This window comes from Leifsonia aquatica (genome assembly GCF_014190775.1).
Classification (GTDB): Bacteria; Actinomycetota; Actinomycetes; order Actinomycetales; family Microbacteriaceae; genus Leifsonia; species Leifsonia aquatica.
In genome coordinates this window covers 509,793-522,512 of the sequence record NZ_JACHVP010000001.1, presented here as the reverse complement: position 1 = coordinate 522,512, position 12,720 = coordinate 509,793, and the positions used below count along the sequence as shown (strand labels likewise).

At 73.6% G+C, this 12,720-nt stretch carries 11 protein-coding genes; 7 read left to right on the top strand and 4 right to left on the bottom strand.

Going from position 1 to position 12,720, the window contains the following annotated elements; translation table 11 throughout:
• Window positions 1-55: 55 nt before the first annotated feature.
• Entirely contained in the window at window positions 56-1,882 is a 1,827-nt protein-coding gene (locus tag FHX33_RS02405) for a glycoside hydrolase family 2 protein (protein WP_246396858.1), read from the top strand.
• 86 nt (window positions 1,883-1,968) lie between these two features.
• Here the strand turns inward: FHX33_RS02405 and FHX33_RS02400 are convergent, their stop codons facing one another.
• A complete protein-coding gene (locus FHX33_RS02400; protein ID WP_021765243.1) occupies window positions 1,969-2,943 on the bottom strand; it encodes an aldo/keto reductase in 975 nt (324 codons plus the stop codon).
• A gap of 99 nt (window positions 2,944-3,042) precedes the next feature.
• Between FHX33_RS02400 and FHX33_RS02395 the strand changes: the two genes are divergently transcribed.
• Entirely contained in the window at window positions 3,043-3,795 is a 753-nt protein-coding gene (locus tag FHX33_RS02395) for an SDR family NAD(P)-dependent oxidoreductase (RefSeq protein ID WP_183428125.1), read from the top strand.
• 57 nt (window positions 3,796-3,852) lie between these two features.
• On the opposite strand, the gene FHX33_RS02390 is transcribed toward FHX33_RS02395, so the two are convergent.
• The gene (locus tag FHX33_RS02390; RefSeq protein WP_338091994.1) at window positions 3,853-5,316 is read right to left on the bottom strand and encodes an amidohydrolase; all 1,464 of its coding nucleotides are present in this window, start codon (window positions 5,314-5,316) and stop codon (window positions 3,853-3,855) included.
• A gap of 113 nt (window positions 5,317-5,429) precedes the next feature.
• Here FHX33_RS02390 and FHX33_RS02385 point away from each other — a divergent pair, with 113 nt between their 5' ends.
• The 5 genes from FHX33_RS02385 (at window position 5,430) to FHX33_RS02365 (ending at window position 10,811) form a co-directional block, all read left to right on the top strand.
• Complete coding sequence (locus FHX33_RS02385) at window positions 5,430-6,551, top strand: zinc-binding dehydrogenase (protein ID WP_183428123.1); 1,122 nt, start codon at window positions 5,430-5,432, stop codon at window positions 6,549-6,551.
• A 19-nt stretch (window positions 6,552-6,570) separates the two neighbouring features.
• Window positions 6,571-7,533, top strand: coding sequence for an aldo/keto reductase (locus tag FHX33_RS02380; protein WP_021765714.1), 963 nt, complete (start codon window positions 6,571-6,573; stop codon window positions 7,531-7,533).
• A gap of 67 nt (window positions 7,534-7,600) precedes the next feature.
• A complete protein-coding gene (locus tag FHX33_RS02375; protein WP_183428122.1) occupies window positions 7,601-8,575 on the top strand; it encodes an alpha/beta hydrolase in 975 nt (324 codons plus the stop codon).
• The gene (locus FHX33_RS02370) at window positions 8,575-9,555 is read left to right on the top strand and encodes an alpha/beta hydrolase (protein ID WP_183428121.1); all 981 of its coding nucleotides are present in this window, start codon (window positions 8,575-8,577) and stop codon (window positions 9,553-9,555) included. Before FHX33_RS02375 ends, FHX33_RS02370 begins: the two co-directional genes overlap by 1 nt.
• Window positions 9,552-10,811, top strand: coding sequence for a multidrug effflux MFS transporter (locus FHX33_RS02365; protein ID WP_338091993.1), 1,260 nt, complete (start codon window positions 9,552-9,554; stop codon window positions 10,809-10,811). The genes FHX33_RS02370 and FHX33_RS02365 overlap by 4 nt, the downstream gene beginning before the upstream one ends.
• A 16-nt stretch (window positions 10,812-10,827) precedes the next feature.
• Here the strand turns inward: FHX33_RS02365 and FHX33_RS02360 are convergent, their stop codons facing one another.
• Both FHX33_RS02360 and FHX33_RS02355 read right to left on the bottom strand, forming a co-directional pair.
• Window positions 10,828-11,229, bottom strand: a complete 402-nt coding sequence (locus tag FHX33_RS02360; RefSeq protein ID WP_021764975.1) for a hypothetical protein — start codon at window positions 11,227-11,229, stop codon at window positions 10,828-10,830.
• 123 nt (window positions 11,230-11,352) lie between these two features.
• The gene (locus FHX33_RS02355) at window positions 11,353-12,648 is read right to left on the bottom strand and encodes a hypothetical protein (protein ID WP_183428120.1); all 1,296 of its coding nucleotides are present in this window, start codon (window positions 12,646-12,648) and stop codon (window positions 11,353-11,355) included.
• Between the last annotated feature and the right edge of the window lie 72 nt (window positions 12,649-12,720).

Genomic DNA, 12,720 nt, shown 5'->3' with positions numbered 1-12,720 from the left:
CGCTCTCGACTTTTCCTGTTTTACAGCGCTGCATTTCTAGTGCACGATGGTGTCCATGACTCTTCCCCCTGCCAGCACGCTCGACGGAACCTACCCGCGCCCTCAGCTGGTGCGCGAGCGCTGGTGCGACCTCGGCGGCGTCTGGGCCTTCGCGTACGACGACGCCGACGAGGGCGTCGTGCAGTCCTGGTTCGCCGACGGCGCGGGCGACCGGTTCGACCGCGAGATCGTGGTCCCGTTCCCCCCGGAGTCGCCGTCGTCGGGGATCGGCGACACCGGCTTCCATCCCGTCGTCTGGTACCGCCGCGCGATCGGCGCGACCGAGCTCGACGCCATCGGCGTCGGCGACGACGCACCCCGGGTGATCCTGCACTTCGGCGCCGTGGACTACCGCGCGAAGGTGTGGGTCGGCGGCCGGTTCGCCGGCGAGCACGAGGGCGGAGGGTCGCCGTTCTCGTTCGACGTCACCGAGCTCCTCGCCACGGCACGGGCGGATGCCGGTGACGCCGGCGTCGCGATCGTGGTCCGCGCCGAGGACGACCCGGCCGACCTCTCGCAGCCGCGGGGCAAGCAGGACTGGCACCGCGAGCCGCACTCGATCTGGTACCACCGCACCACCGGCATCTGGCAGCCCGTCTGGCTCGAGGCCGCCCCCGCCGTGGCGATCGAGCGCATCCACTGGACGCCCGACCTCGTCGCGGGCACGGTGGAGGCGCGCATCCGCCTGAACCGCCCGGCACCGGACGACGCGGAACTCTCCATCGCCCTGACCTACCAGGGTCGGCCGCTCGGTGCCGTGACCGTCCCCGCCGCCGGCCGGACGGTCGAGGCGACCGTTCCCCTGCCGCAGCAGCGCAACGGGCAGGCGTACGAGGAGCTGCTCTGGTCTCCCGAGCACCCGCGCCTCGTGGACGCCGTCGTCTCGATCGGAGCCGACACCGTCCGGTCGTACCTCGGGCTGCGCTCCGCGGCGGTGGCCGCCGGCCGATTCCTGCTCAACGACCGCCCGTACTACGTGCGCTCGGTGCTCAACCAGGGCTACTGGCCCGCGTCGCACCTCGCGGCCCCCTCGGTGGAGGGCCTGCGCGCGGAGGCCCGGCTCATCAAGGACCTCGGTTTCAACGCGGCCCGGCTGCACCAGAAGTACGAGGACCCGCGGTTCCTGTTCTTCGCCGACACGCTGGGCCTGCTGATCTGGGGCGAGACGCCCGCCGCGTACGAGTTCACGCCGACGGCCGTGAACCGGACCGTCCGCGAGTGGACCGATATCGTCGACCGCGACTACTCGCACCCGTCCATCGTCACCTGGGTGCCGCTGAACGAGAGCTGGGGCGTGCAGCACCTCGCCCACGACGGCCGGATGCGCGAGTTCGCCGCCTCCCTCGTCTCGCTGACGAAAGCCCTCGACCCCACCCGGCCCGTCATCTCCAACGACGGCTGGGAGCACGTCGGCTCCGACATCCTCTCCATCCACGACTACGAGGCGTCCGGCGAGGTCGTCGCCGCCCGCTACGGGTCGGCGGAGGCGATCGACGCGCTCTTCGACGGCCTCGGGCCCGCGGGTCGCCGCATGCTCGTCCAGGGCGAGCGCGACCTCCAGGCGCCCGTGATGCTCACCGAGTTCGGCGGCGTCTCGTTCGTCGACCGCGCCCACGAGGTGGACGGTGCGTGGGGCTACTCGGCCGCGTCGAGCCCGGAGGACTTCGCCGAGCGCGTCGGCGCCCTGCTGGCGGCGACGCACGCGAGCCCCGTGCTCGCCGGCTTCTGCTACACCCAGCTCGCCGACACGGGGCAGGAGACCAACGGTCTCGTGACCGACGACCGCCGCCCGAAGGCCCCGATCGAGCGCCTCCGCGCGATGGTGCTCGGCCGCGCCTCCTGAGCCTGCGCCCGCACATTCGGCACGAATGTCGGCAATGGCGGTGCCAAAGCCGCGATTCGTGCCGAATGTGACCCGGGGGGCCGGGGTTACGGGGCCCAGGTGCCGTCGGGGGCGACCTCGCGGTCGAGCCAGAGGTGCGCGGTGCGCTCGCGGATGACGTCGGCGCCGACGCGGTCGAGCAGGGCCAGGGCGCCGAGGTTGTCCTCGAACTGGTCGAGGCGGCTGACCCCGAAGAGCACGTTGGCGGCGGCGGGATGCGTCAGCACGAACGCGAGTCCCAGCTGGGTAGGCGTGGCGTCGAGGGAGGCCGCGATCCGTTCCACGTCGGGGTAGGCGGCGACGATGCGCTCGCGGATCCCGCCGACGTCGGCGCCGATCTTGCGGGCGGGAGCCAGCTTGCCGGCCAGGATGCCGCCCTCGAAGACGTCGGAGGCCTGCAGCGCGAGCCGCCCGTCGGCGAAGAGCGCGCCGTAGGGCTCCCCCTCGGCCATCGACCGGCGCACGAGGCCGTACTTGAGCTGCGCGAACGTCGGCGGGGTGAGCCCCTCCTCCTCCGCGACGTCGAGGGCGAGGCGCACGTCGCCGATCAGCCAGTTGTTGACGCCCCAGGAGTCGAAGCGGCCCTTCGCGATCTCGGCGGCGACGTCGCGCACGATGCGGCGCACATCCACCTCCCCGAAATAGTCGCCGACGACGACGAGATCGGCGCGGTCGACGCCGATGCGGTCGAGGGAGACGGCGAGCTGGTCGGCGAAGGAGGTCTGCGGGTACTCCCAGAGCCAGAGCTTGCCGCAGAGCAGGTAGTCCTCGCGCGCCAACCCGGCGGCGCGCACGGCCTCGCCGAACAGCAGGTCGGTGCGGGCGTTCTCGGCGTGCGGACCCATGTTGTAGTGCGCGACGTCGAAGAAGGCGGCGCCGACCTCGTGGGCGCGGTGGATGAGCGCGACGGCGTCGTCCGGCGCCATCCGGTCCCAGGTGTTCCAGGAGCCGAGCGAGAACACGGGCACCTCGGGGCCGTTCGGGCCGAGCGGGCGGGTGGGGATGGTTCCGGTCTCGGGCACGAGGCCTCCTTGCGTCGAGCGGGCGATGTCGGTTTTTCTACACTCGTATAATATAACCACGCGCCGCGATCGCGCGGCCAGGAGCAGAGAGGCCCCACCATGACCGCATCCCCCTCCCCCGCCCGCACCGTCGTCGTCACTGGCGGCGCCGGCGGCATCGGCCGCGGAATCGGCCGCGCCTTCGCCGAGCTGGGCGACCGGGTCGTGCTCGCCGACGTCGACGCCGACGCGGTGGCCGCCGCCGCGAGCGAGCTCGGCGTCGCGGCCGTCGCCGTCGACATCACCGACCCGGAGGCCGTCGCCGCGATGGTCGACCAGGTCGCCGCCGACCACGGTCCGGTCGACGTGCTCGTCAACAACGCCGGCGTGCTCTCGGTGCACGGCCGCCTCACCGAACTCGCGCCGAGCGACTACGACCTCATCGTGCGCGTCAACATCCTCGGCACCTTCACCGTGACCCAGGCCGTCGCGCGCCACATGACCGCGACTGGAACCCGCGGCTCCATCGTCAACATCTCGTCGATCGGCGGCCGCCAGCCCACGCCGGGCATGGGCGCCTACGAGTCGAGCAAGGCCGCCGTCGACTCCCTCACCCGCTGGGCCGCGATCGAACTCGCCGCCGACGGCATCCGCGTCAACGCGGTCGCGCCCGGGCCGGTGCTCACCCCGATGCTGCAGCTCGGGATGCCCGAGGGCTCGCCGGAACGCGCCGCCTGGTCGTCCCGCATCCCGCTCGGCCGCCTGGCGGAGGTCGACGACATCGCCCCAGCCGTGGTGTTCCTCGCCGGGGCGGACGCGGCTCACATCACGGGCGTCAGCCTCGCGGTCGACGGCGGGCAGCTGCTGGTCTGAGGCGGGGTCGCCCGTTCCGGCGGGCGACCCTCCTGACGGTCCCCTCCCGCCCCGTCGTCACACTGACGAGACCGGCACCCGCTCGAACACGACGTCGCCGTCGACCACGGTGAGGTCGACGCCCACCGACGGCAGGTCGGCCGGGGCGAGGGTCAGCGGGTCGGCCTCCAGCACGCAGAGATCCGCGGCCTTGCGCGGCTCGAGCGAGCCCTTCCAGGCAGCGGCGCCGTCCTGCAGCGCGGGAACGGTCGTGTACGCCCGCAGGAGGGCGAGCATGCGGTCGCGCTCCTCACCGGGCGCGGGCGCACCGATCCAGGCGTCGGCGTCGGCGATCCCCTGCCGCCAATCGGGGGCGAGGATGGGCGCGTCCGAGCTGAGGGACACCGGCACGCCGGCCTCCCACGCCGCGCGGATCGGCCACGCGGAGGCCGCGACCTCGTCGCCGAGCACGGCGGCGACCCAGGAGGCGGTGTGCGCGGCGATCCCGGCCTGCACGTTGAGCCCCATCCCGAGGCGCGTCATGCGGGCGAGAGCGTCGGGGCTCACGAGGTCGCCGTGGATGATGTAGTGGCCGAGGTCGGTCCTGGTCTGGGCGAGCGCCTCCTCCACCGCCTCGACCACGGTGTCGATGGTGCGGTCGCCGGTCGCGTGCACGCCGACCTGCAGGCCGAGCCGGTTGGCCTCCCGGATCATCCGGCGCAGGGCCGCGGCGCGCTCGTCGGGGTCGGCTCCGTCGATGAGGAGGCCGCCCTGCGTGCCGTCGGGATAGCGGCGGTGCGTCCACGCCTGATGCATGGGCGGGATGCCGTCGGCGAAGATCTTGACCCCGGCGACGCGCAGCCGGCTGGGCCGCGCGGTCTCACGCCGCAGCTCGGGCAGCCCGGCGAGCACATCCCGCAGCGAGCTGGGCCCGTCGAGCACGCCGAACAGGCCGAGGACGGTGACGCGCGCAGTGAGGGCGCGTTCGGCCTCCAGCTCGGCGTAGGCCTCGAAGACGTCCTGACCGAAGCAGCCGGTCGCACCGTCGTCTTCGCCAGGGCCCAGGCCGGGCTCGGTGTAGCTCGTGATGCCGAGGGAGGCGACGAGCTCGCCCGCGCGCAGGATGGCCGAGCGGCGCTCCTCGCGTGTCGTGAGCAGCGGGGCGGCGCCGGAGGTGTCGTGCGGGTCTCCGGTCGCCTCGATCGCGGCAGGGTCGGTCCCCTCGGGAGCGGCCGCACCGAGCGCGCCGGCGTCGGGAGCCCCGCCCGGCCCGAACACCGTCTGCGGCCACATCGCGCCGAGCCAGGCGGCGTGCAGGTGCGAGTCGTTGATGCCCGGGAGTACGGCGCGGCCGTCGAGGTCGATGACGCGCGTGCCGCGGACGATCGTCTCGGCGACCTCGGCGTCGCTGCCGACGCGCAGCACGCGACCGTGCCGCACAGCGATGGCCTGGCCGGTGGTGCCCGCGTCGTCGAGCGCGTGGACGACGCCGCCGCGCAGGACGAGGTCCGCGCTGCGGTCGGGGGTGGCTGCTGGCTGCACGGCTCCTCCTCGAGACGACCGGAGGGAGGCGGGATGCCCTCTTCCGATTTTGGTCAACGTATGTAGAATAACCCACACCGACGACATCCGCGCGTCGAGATCCGGAGCAATCGATGACGATCCCCCTGACTGTCCCGCGCACCACCCGCGCCGCCGTCCTCACCGCGCACGGTGAGCCGCTCGCGCTGCAGACCCTGCCCCTCCCGGAGGCGATCGAGCCCGGCGCGGCCCTCGTCCGCATCTCGTGCGCCACGCTCTGCGGCACCGACATCGAGATCTGGTCGGGCGCGATGACCTTCCCCGGGATGCTGCCGCTCGTGCTCGGGCACGAGATGGTCGGCGAGGTCGTCGCTGTTGGCGAGGGCACGCGCGACGCCCTGGGCCGCCCGATCGCCGTGGGCGACCGCATCGGCTGGTCCGAGGCGACCTGCGGCGAGTGCTTCGGCTGCACCGTGCTGCGGGAGCCGGTCCACTGCTTGCGCCGCGGCTACGGCTTCCTGCAGCGCTCCGACGTGCCGCCCTACGCGACCGCGGGGCTGGCCGACCACGCCTACGTCGTGCCCGGTGCCGCCAAGCTGCTCCTGCCTCCCGAGGTCAAGGACACCTGGGCGTCGATGGCGGGCTGCGCGGCGAAGACCGTGCTGCGCGCCTTCTCCCGCGCGGGCGGTGTGCGCCCCGGGTCGCGCGTGGTCGTGCAGGGCTCGGGGGCGCTCGGCATCTTCGCGACGGCCGTCGCCCATCTCTCGGGCGCGGGCCAGGTCATCACCGTCGGGGCGCCGGCCGACCGGCTCGCGGCGGCCCGCCGGTTCGGCGCCGACGAGGTCGTGGACATCGCCGGCGGATCGGAAGCGACCGTCGAGCGCGTCCTCGCGCTCACCGACGGCGCGGGAGCGGACCTCGTGCTCGACTTCGCCGGGGCCCGCAGCGTAGGCCCGGAGGCTGTCGCGATGGCCGCCACTCGCGGCACCTTCGTCGTCGTCGGCTCGACCGGACCGGTCGGCGACCCCGTCGCGCTCAGCGCGATCATGGGCAAAGAGCTCACCGTCGTCGGCTCCCTCAACGGCGACATCGGCGACTACGCCCGCGCCGTCGACTTCTTCCGCGTCTTCGCCGACCGGATGCCGTGGGACGACCTGTTCAGCGCCCCGGTCGGCCTCGCGGAGGCGTCGGATCGCATCGCGACCATGGCCGCACTCGGCGAGATCAAAGCCGTCATCGACCCGCGCCTCGGCTGAGCGCAGAAGGAGCAGCAGCGTGACCTCCCGCATCCCCACCCGCCCCATCGGCACCTCCGGTCTGGAGGCGAGCGTGCTCGCGCTCGGCTCGTGGCACACCTACGACCGGATGGACTTCGCCGACGCCGTCGACATGGTCTCCTTCGCGGTCGAGCACGGCGTGAACCTGTTCGACGTCGGCGTCTACGGCTTCCGCGGCATGCAGCCGCCCGTCTTCACCGACGTGCTGTTCTCGGCGATCGTGCGCGCCGCCGGCATCCCGCGCGAGCGCTACCTGCTCTCGGAGAAGCTCTGGCTCGAGGGCTTCGGCGAGGGAGGCTTCCGCCCCCAGCTGGAGCACGCCCTCTTCCGCGTCGGCAGCGAGCACGCGGATCTCGTCATCCTCGGCGACCTGCGGCGCGACGACCTGGAACTGCGCGACCTGGTGCTCGACCTGGCGCAGCTCGCGGAGGCCGGGCTCATCCGCGCCTGGGGCGTCAACAACTGGTCGGCGACGAACATCCAGTCGCTCATCGACATCGCGGCGGCCGAGGGCGTGCCCGGGCCGCAGCTGGCGCAGCTCAAGTACAGCGTCGCGCGCCGCTCCATCCCCGACGGCGCCCCGTTCGCCCGACTCTGGGAGCAGGGCCTCTCGATGCAGGCGTCGGACGTGATGGAGGGCGGCATCCTCGCCGGCAACACCACGCCGGGCCGCGAGGTCGGCCGCGACCCCGGTGCGGTGCGCGAGCGGATCGTCGCCGACGTGCCCGCCTTCGTCGCGCTGGCGGACGAGCTCGGGACCACCCCGGCGCAGCTCGCCGTCGCGTTCACGCTGACGCACCCCGCCACGGCGACCACCCTCTTCGGTGCCAGCCGGCTGGAGCAGGTGCAGGCCAACCTCGAGGCCGTCGCGCTGCTCGAGACGATCGGCGCCGACGTCATCCGCGAGCGGGTCGCGCCGTTCTGGGCCGACAAGGATGCGGTCGACCCCGAAGGCCCCTGAGTCCCGAGCCGCTCCGCGCCACACCCTCCATGCCCACCCTCCATCCACCACCGCTGAGGAGTCACCGATGATCCCCGTCCCGTTCGACCCCGACATCGCCCCCGTGCTCGACGCGATGGCCGCCGACCCGCAGCCCGCGCTCAGCCGGGAGACCATCCCGCTCACCCGCGACGGGGCGGCCACGGCCTTTCCGAGCGCGGAAGAGGTCATCGGCGACCTCCCGATCGATGCCCACGACCGCGTCATCCCCGGCCCGGCCGGAGCGCCCGACCTCGAGATCACGGTGCTGACCCCGCGCGGCCACGACGCGACCAAGCCGGCGCTGCCCGTGCTCTACAACATCCACGGCGGCGGCATGATCGTCGGCCACCGCAGCTGGGAGACGGGCCGCCTGGTGCAGCTCGTCGACGAGCTCGGGGTGATCGCCGTGAATGTCGAGTACCGTCTCGCCCCCGAGGACCCGTACCCGGCCGGCGTGGAGGACTGCTACGCCGGCCTCGTCTGGCTCGCCGCGAACGCCCGCGAGCTCGGCGCGGATCCCGACCGCATCGTCGTGATGGGCGGCAGCGCGGGCGGCGGGTTCGCCGCCGCGATCTCGCTGCTCGCCCGCGACCGCGGCGGCCCCGCGCTCGCGGGCCAGCTGCTCCTGTGCCCGATGATCGACAACACCAACACGACCGTGTCCAGCCTGCAGTACGCCGGGATCGGCACCTGGACGCGGGAGGCGAACCTGCTCGCGTGGGAGTGCGTGCTCGGCGACGAACTGGCGTTCAGCGCCGAGGCCCCCGCCTACGCCGCGCCGACCCGCGCGGACGACCTCTCGGACCTCCCGCACGCCTACATCGAGGTGGGCGCGGCCGAGCCGTTCCGCGACGAGGACGTCGAGTACGCCTCCCGCATCTGGGCGGTCGGCGGCGCGGCCGAGCTGCACGTGTGGTCGGGAGGCTTCCACGGCTTCGACATGTACGCTCCCGCGAGCGAGCTGACCCGGGCCGCGCTCGACGCGCGGTTCTCCTGGCTGCGCCGGGTGCTGGGCCTCTGATGACCGCCGCACCGCCTCCCGTGCCGTACGACCGGGAGCTCGAACCCGGCCTGGCCGCCTTCCTCGACCTGGTCGAGCGCATCCCGCTGCGGGAGGACACGATCCTGGCGAACCGGGCGCACTTCGCCACGATCATCCCGCCCGTCGAGCAGCAGGTCGCCGGCGCGCCCGTCGCGTGGGAGGACCGTGTCATCCCCGGTCCCGCGGGTGCGCCCGAGGTGGCCGTCACGATCATCCGGCCTGTGGATGCGGCACCCGGCGCGCCCGGCGTGCTCGGCATCCACGGCGGCGGGCAGGTGCTCGGCACGCGCTTCTTCGGGACGGGCGAGCTGATCGACCTGGCCGTTCGGCACGGCGTCGTGGGCGTCGCCGTCGAGTACCGGCTCTCACCCGAGCATCCCGGGACCGCCGCGGGTGAGGACTGCTACGCCGCGCTGGTGTGGATGGCGGAGCACGCCGACGAGCTGGGCATCGATCCCGCCCGCCTCCTCGTCTCGGGCGCGAGCGCGGGCGGCGGCCTCTCCGCCGCCGTGGCGCTGATGGCGCGCGACCGCGGCGGCCCGGCTCTGGCCGGCCAGCTGCTGAACTGCCCGATGCTCGACGACCGCAACCGCACGCCGTCGAGCCGTCAGTACGACGGCATCGGCGCCTGGGACCGCAACAACAACGACACCGCGTGGAACGCCATCCTCGGCTCCGACCGCTTCACCGACCGGGTCTCGCCGTACTCGGCTCCGGCCCGCGCCGCCGATCTCTCGGGACTGCCGCCCGCGTACGTCGAGGTCGGCGCCGCCGAAGTGTTCCGGGACGAGTCGATCGACTACGCGACCCGCATCTGGGCGACGGGGGGCGAGGCCGAGCTGCACGTCTGGTCGGGCGCGTACCACGGGTTCTCCGGCTTCTCGCCGGACGCGATCGTCTCGCGCGCCGCGCTCGACGCCCGCGACAGCTGGGTGCGGCGCGTGCTGCGGCTGCCGTGAGCGGGCTGCCGGGCGTCGACGCGGGAGGGGCCTCCGCCTCCGGCGCCGGTGCGGGCGGTGCTGCCGGCCCCGCGATGAGCGTGCGGCGCAGCATCCTCGTGCTCGGCGTGCTGGAGGCGTTCGGCCCGCTGTCGATGGACCTCTACCTCCCGCAGCTCCCCCAGCTCGCCGGCAGTCTCGGCACGAGCGACGCGCTCGCTCAGGCGACGATGTCGGTCTGCATGGTCGGGCTGGGCGTGGGCCAGCTCGTCGCCGGTCCGCTCTCCGACCGGTTCGGGAGGCGCCGGCCGTTGCTGGTCGGGGTCGCGCTGTTCGCGATCCTGTCGCTGGTGTGCGCGCTCGCCCCGACCATCCAGGTGCTGCTGGTCGCTCGCCTGCTCCAGGGGCTTGCGGGGTCGGCCGGGCTCGTCATCACGATGGCGGTCGCGCGCGACATGTACAGCGGCGTCGAGCTGTCCAGGATGCTGTCGCTGCTGGCGCTCGTCAGCGCCTCCACCCCGATCATCGCGCCGGTCATCGGCGGCGCGCTCGCCCTCGTGCTCGACTGGCGCGGGATCTTCGGAGTGCTCGCCGGGATCGGCGCCGCACTGTTCATCCTCGCGCTCACCGGCCTGCGCGAGACCCTGCCGCCGGGGCTGCGGCACGGCGGCGGGCTGCGTCGGACGGCCGCCGACTTCCGGGCGCTCTCGCGCGACGGTCTCTTCCTCGTCATCGTCGTCGCCGCGGCGGCCGGTGGGGCCGCATTCTTCGGGTACCTCTCGATGTCGAGCTTCGTGCTGCAGGACGAGTTCGGCCTCAGCCCGCAGCAGTTCAGCCTGTTCTTCGCCCTCAACGCCCTGGCCAACCTGGCGGGCGCTCAGCTCAGCCGGGTGCTGGTCCGCCGCCTCGGCCCCGCGCGGCTGTACCTGATCGGGCAGGTCGCCACCGTCGCGGCCGCGCTCCTGCTGCTGGCCGGGGTGCCGCTCGGCTGGGGCGTCGCGGGCGTGCTGACGGCACTCGCCTGCTTCCTCTTCGCCTCCGGCGTCGGCGGACCGAACGGCACGGCGCTCGCTCTCAACGGGCACGGGATGCGCGCGGGCACGGCCGCCGCGGTGCTCGGCACCGTGACCTTCACCGTCGGCCCCATCGTCGGCCCGGTCGCCGCGCTCGGCGGAACGACCGCCCTGAGCATGGCACTCACCATCGCGATCGCCGCGACCATCGCCGGGGCGTGCGCGTTCTCGGCGGCGCGACCGTTGCTGGCGGTGGGGCGGTAAGGTCTGCTCGTCTTCGCTACGTCGTGCGCCGAAGCCGGAGTGAGGAGTTGAGATAGGCCGCGGCCAATCCGAGGGAGAGCACCACGGCGACGATGTACAGAGGGGCGAGCCGCTGCGCCGACGCAGCGTTGATCGCCGTCGACGCCGCCTGCAGGATCAGGAGGATCGCCAACACGAAGCCGGCCGTCGGTCGTGCTGTCATGCGCCACATCGGTCGCGTCCCGTTCGGGTCCTCGCCCTCGCCTCGGAACAGGCGGGTCCCGCACCAGACGAGGAGCACGACGACGACGGAATACACCACCACTCCGACCACCGGACTCGCCGCCAACGCCCCGACCACCGCGGCGGTCAACGCGACCACGTACCCCACGACGACGTACGTGACCTTGCCCTGAGGTGAGGTGATCCGATACTGCACGAGCTCTCCTGACCGACACGCGGAGGTAGGGAGCGAGCGCCCCGCGCTTTGATATCAGACTTTACTGCTCGAATATCCTCAGCGCTTGTCGTCCTGCGCACGCTCGTGCGCACGAGGGATCGCCTACCCCGCGTCGCGTCCCCGGCGCGCCCGGATCACCAGCAGCACGGCGCCGCCCACGACGAGCACGGCCGCGACGACGACGATGATCCACGGGACGCTCGAGCCGGTCGCGGCCAGGGTCGCCGCTCCCGGAGCGGCCGGGTTCGCAGCGGTCGCGGCGATCGCGGCGACGGTCACCGGCGCCGTGCTCGCGACGACGGCGGTGCCGGCGACGATCTGGACCGGGAAGGAGCCGGCGCGCTGCGTGTTCGCCAGGACGAAGGAGAAGGTGGCGGCGCCGTTCGCGTCGGAGGTCCCGGAGAACACGGTGGTACCGTCGAAGGTCCCGGTGAAGGCGACACCGGCGGGCAGGCCGGTCACCGACACGGGGACGGTGGCGCCGGGCAGCACGGATGCGACCGTGGACGCCGTCGTCGTCGCGGCGGGCGAGAACGACCAGGTGACGGTGACCTCGGCGATGCCCGGGTTGCCGGGGTTCGCGGTCGCGGTCAGACCGGGAGCGAGGTAGCCCGAGCCGCCGCCTCCCGGGGCCACGACGTCGATGTCGAGGTCGCCGTTGGAGACGTTGCGCATGACACCGCCCGCGCCTCCTCCGGCGTATCCGGCGCCGCCTGCGCCGCCGGTGCGGTCGAAGGCACCGATCGCGATCGTGCTGCCGATGCCGCCGGCCACGGGGAGGCCGCCCGCGGGCGACAGGCCCGCGGTGCCGGGAGCGACGCCCGTTCCGCCGGCGCCGCCGACGGTGCTGCCGCCGATGCCGTTGGCCGGAAGGGTGCCGAAGGCCGCGCCGGAGCCGCCGGGCGTGACGCCGGTCGTGGCGGGCGCGCCACCCGCGCCTCCCGCGTAGGAGGCGAACACCTGGTCGGGCAGGGTGAGGAGGCCCGCGTAGCCCGCGCCGCCGCCACCACCGGCGATGGCGAGCGTGCTGCCGGCGGCGGAGATCGAGCTGCCGCCGCCGACGCCGCCGACCGTGAAGCCAAGGACCTTTCCGGCGTACGCCGCGCCCAGGTCGATGGTCGCGCTGCCGCCGGTGCCACCGACGCCGGCGGGGTCGGGGCTGATCTGCGCGGCCACGGGCGCGCCAGCGCCTCCGGTCACGGTCGCCGACACGGACGTGACGCCGACCGGGATCCCCACGATGCCGGTGGAGGGCGTGTCGAACGTGACGGTGCAGTCCGTGATGCAGACCGGAGCGGGGGCACCGACGGCCGCGGTCGGCGCGACGGCCAGCAACGCGGCGGTCGCGACCGCTCCGAGGACGGACAGGGTGGCGGGCAGGAGGCGGCGTCGACGCACGGGGATCCTTCGGGTCGGGCGGGAGTCTGGTGACGAGAGCGGATCCCGGCGGCCCAGCGAGACGGACACGCC

Coding starts and splice junctions, on each gene's coding strand:
- FHX33_RS02405 (WP_246396858.1), top strand. CDS start 56: ATGACTCTTCCCCCTGCCAGCACGCTCGACGGAACCTACCCGCGCCCT.
- FHX33_RS02370 (WP_183428121.1), top strand. CDS start 8,575: ATGACCGCCGCACCGCCTCCCGTGCCGTACGACCGGGAGCTCGAACCC.
- FHX33_RS02375 (WP_183428122.1), top strand. CDS start 7,601: ATGATCCCCGTCCCGTTCGACCCCGACATCGCCCCCGTGCTCGACGCG.
- FHX33_RS02385 (WP_183428123.1), top strand. CDS start 5,430: ATGACGATCCCCCTGACTGTCCCGCGCACCACCCGCGCCGCCGTCCTC.
- FHX33_RS02395 (WP_183428125.1), top strand. CDS start 3,043: ATGACCGCATCCCCCTCCCCCGCCCGCACCGTCGTCGTCACTGGCGGC.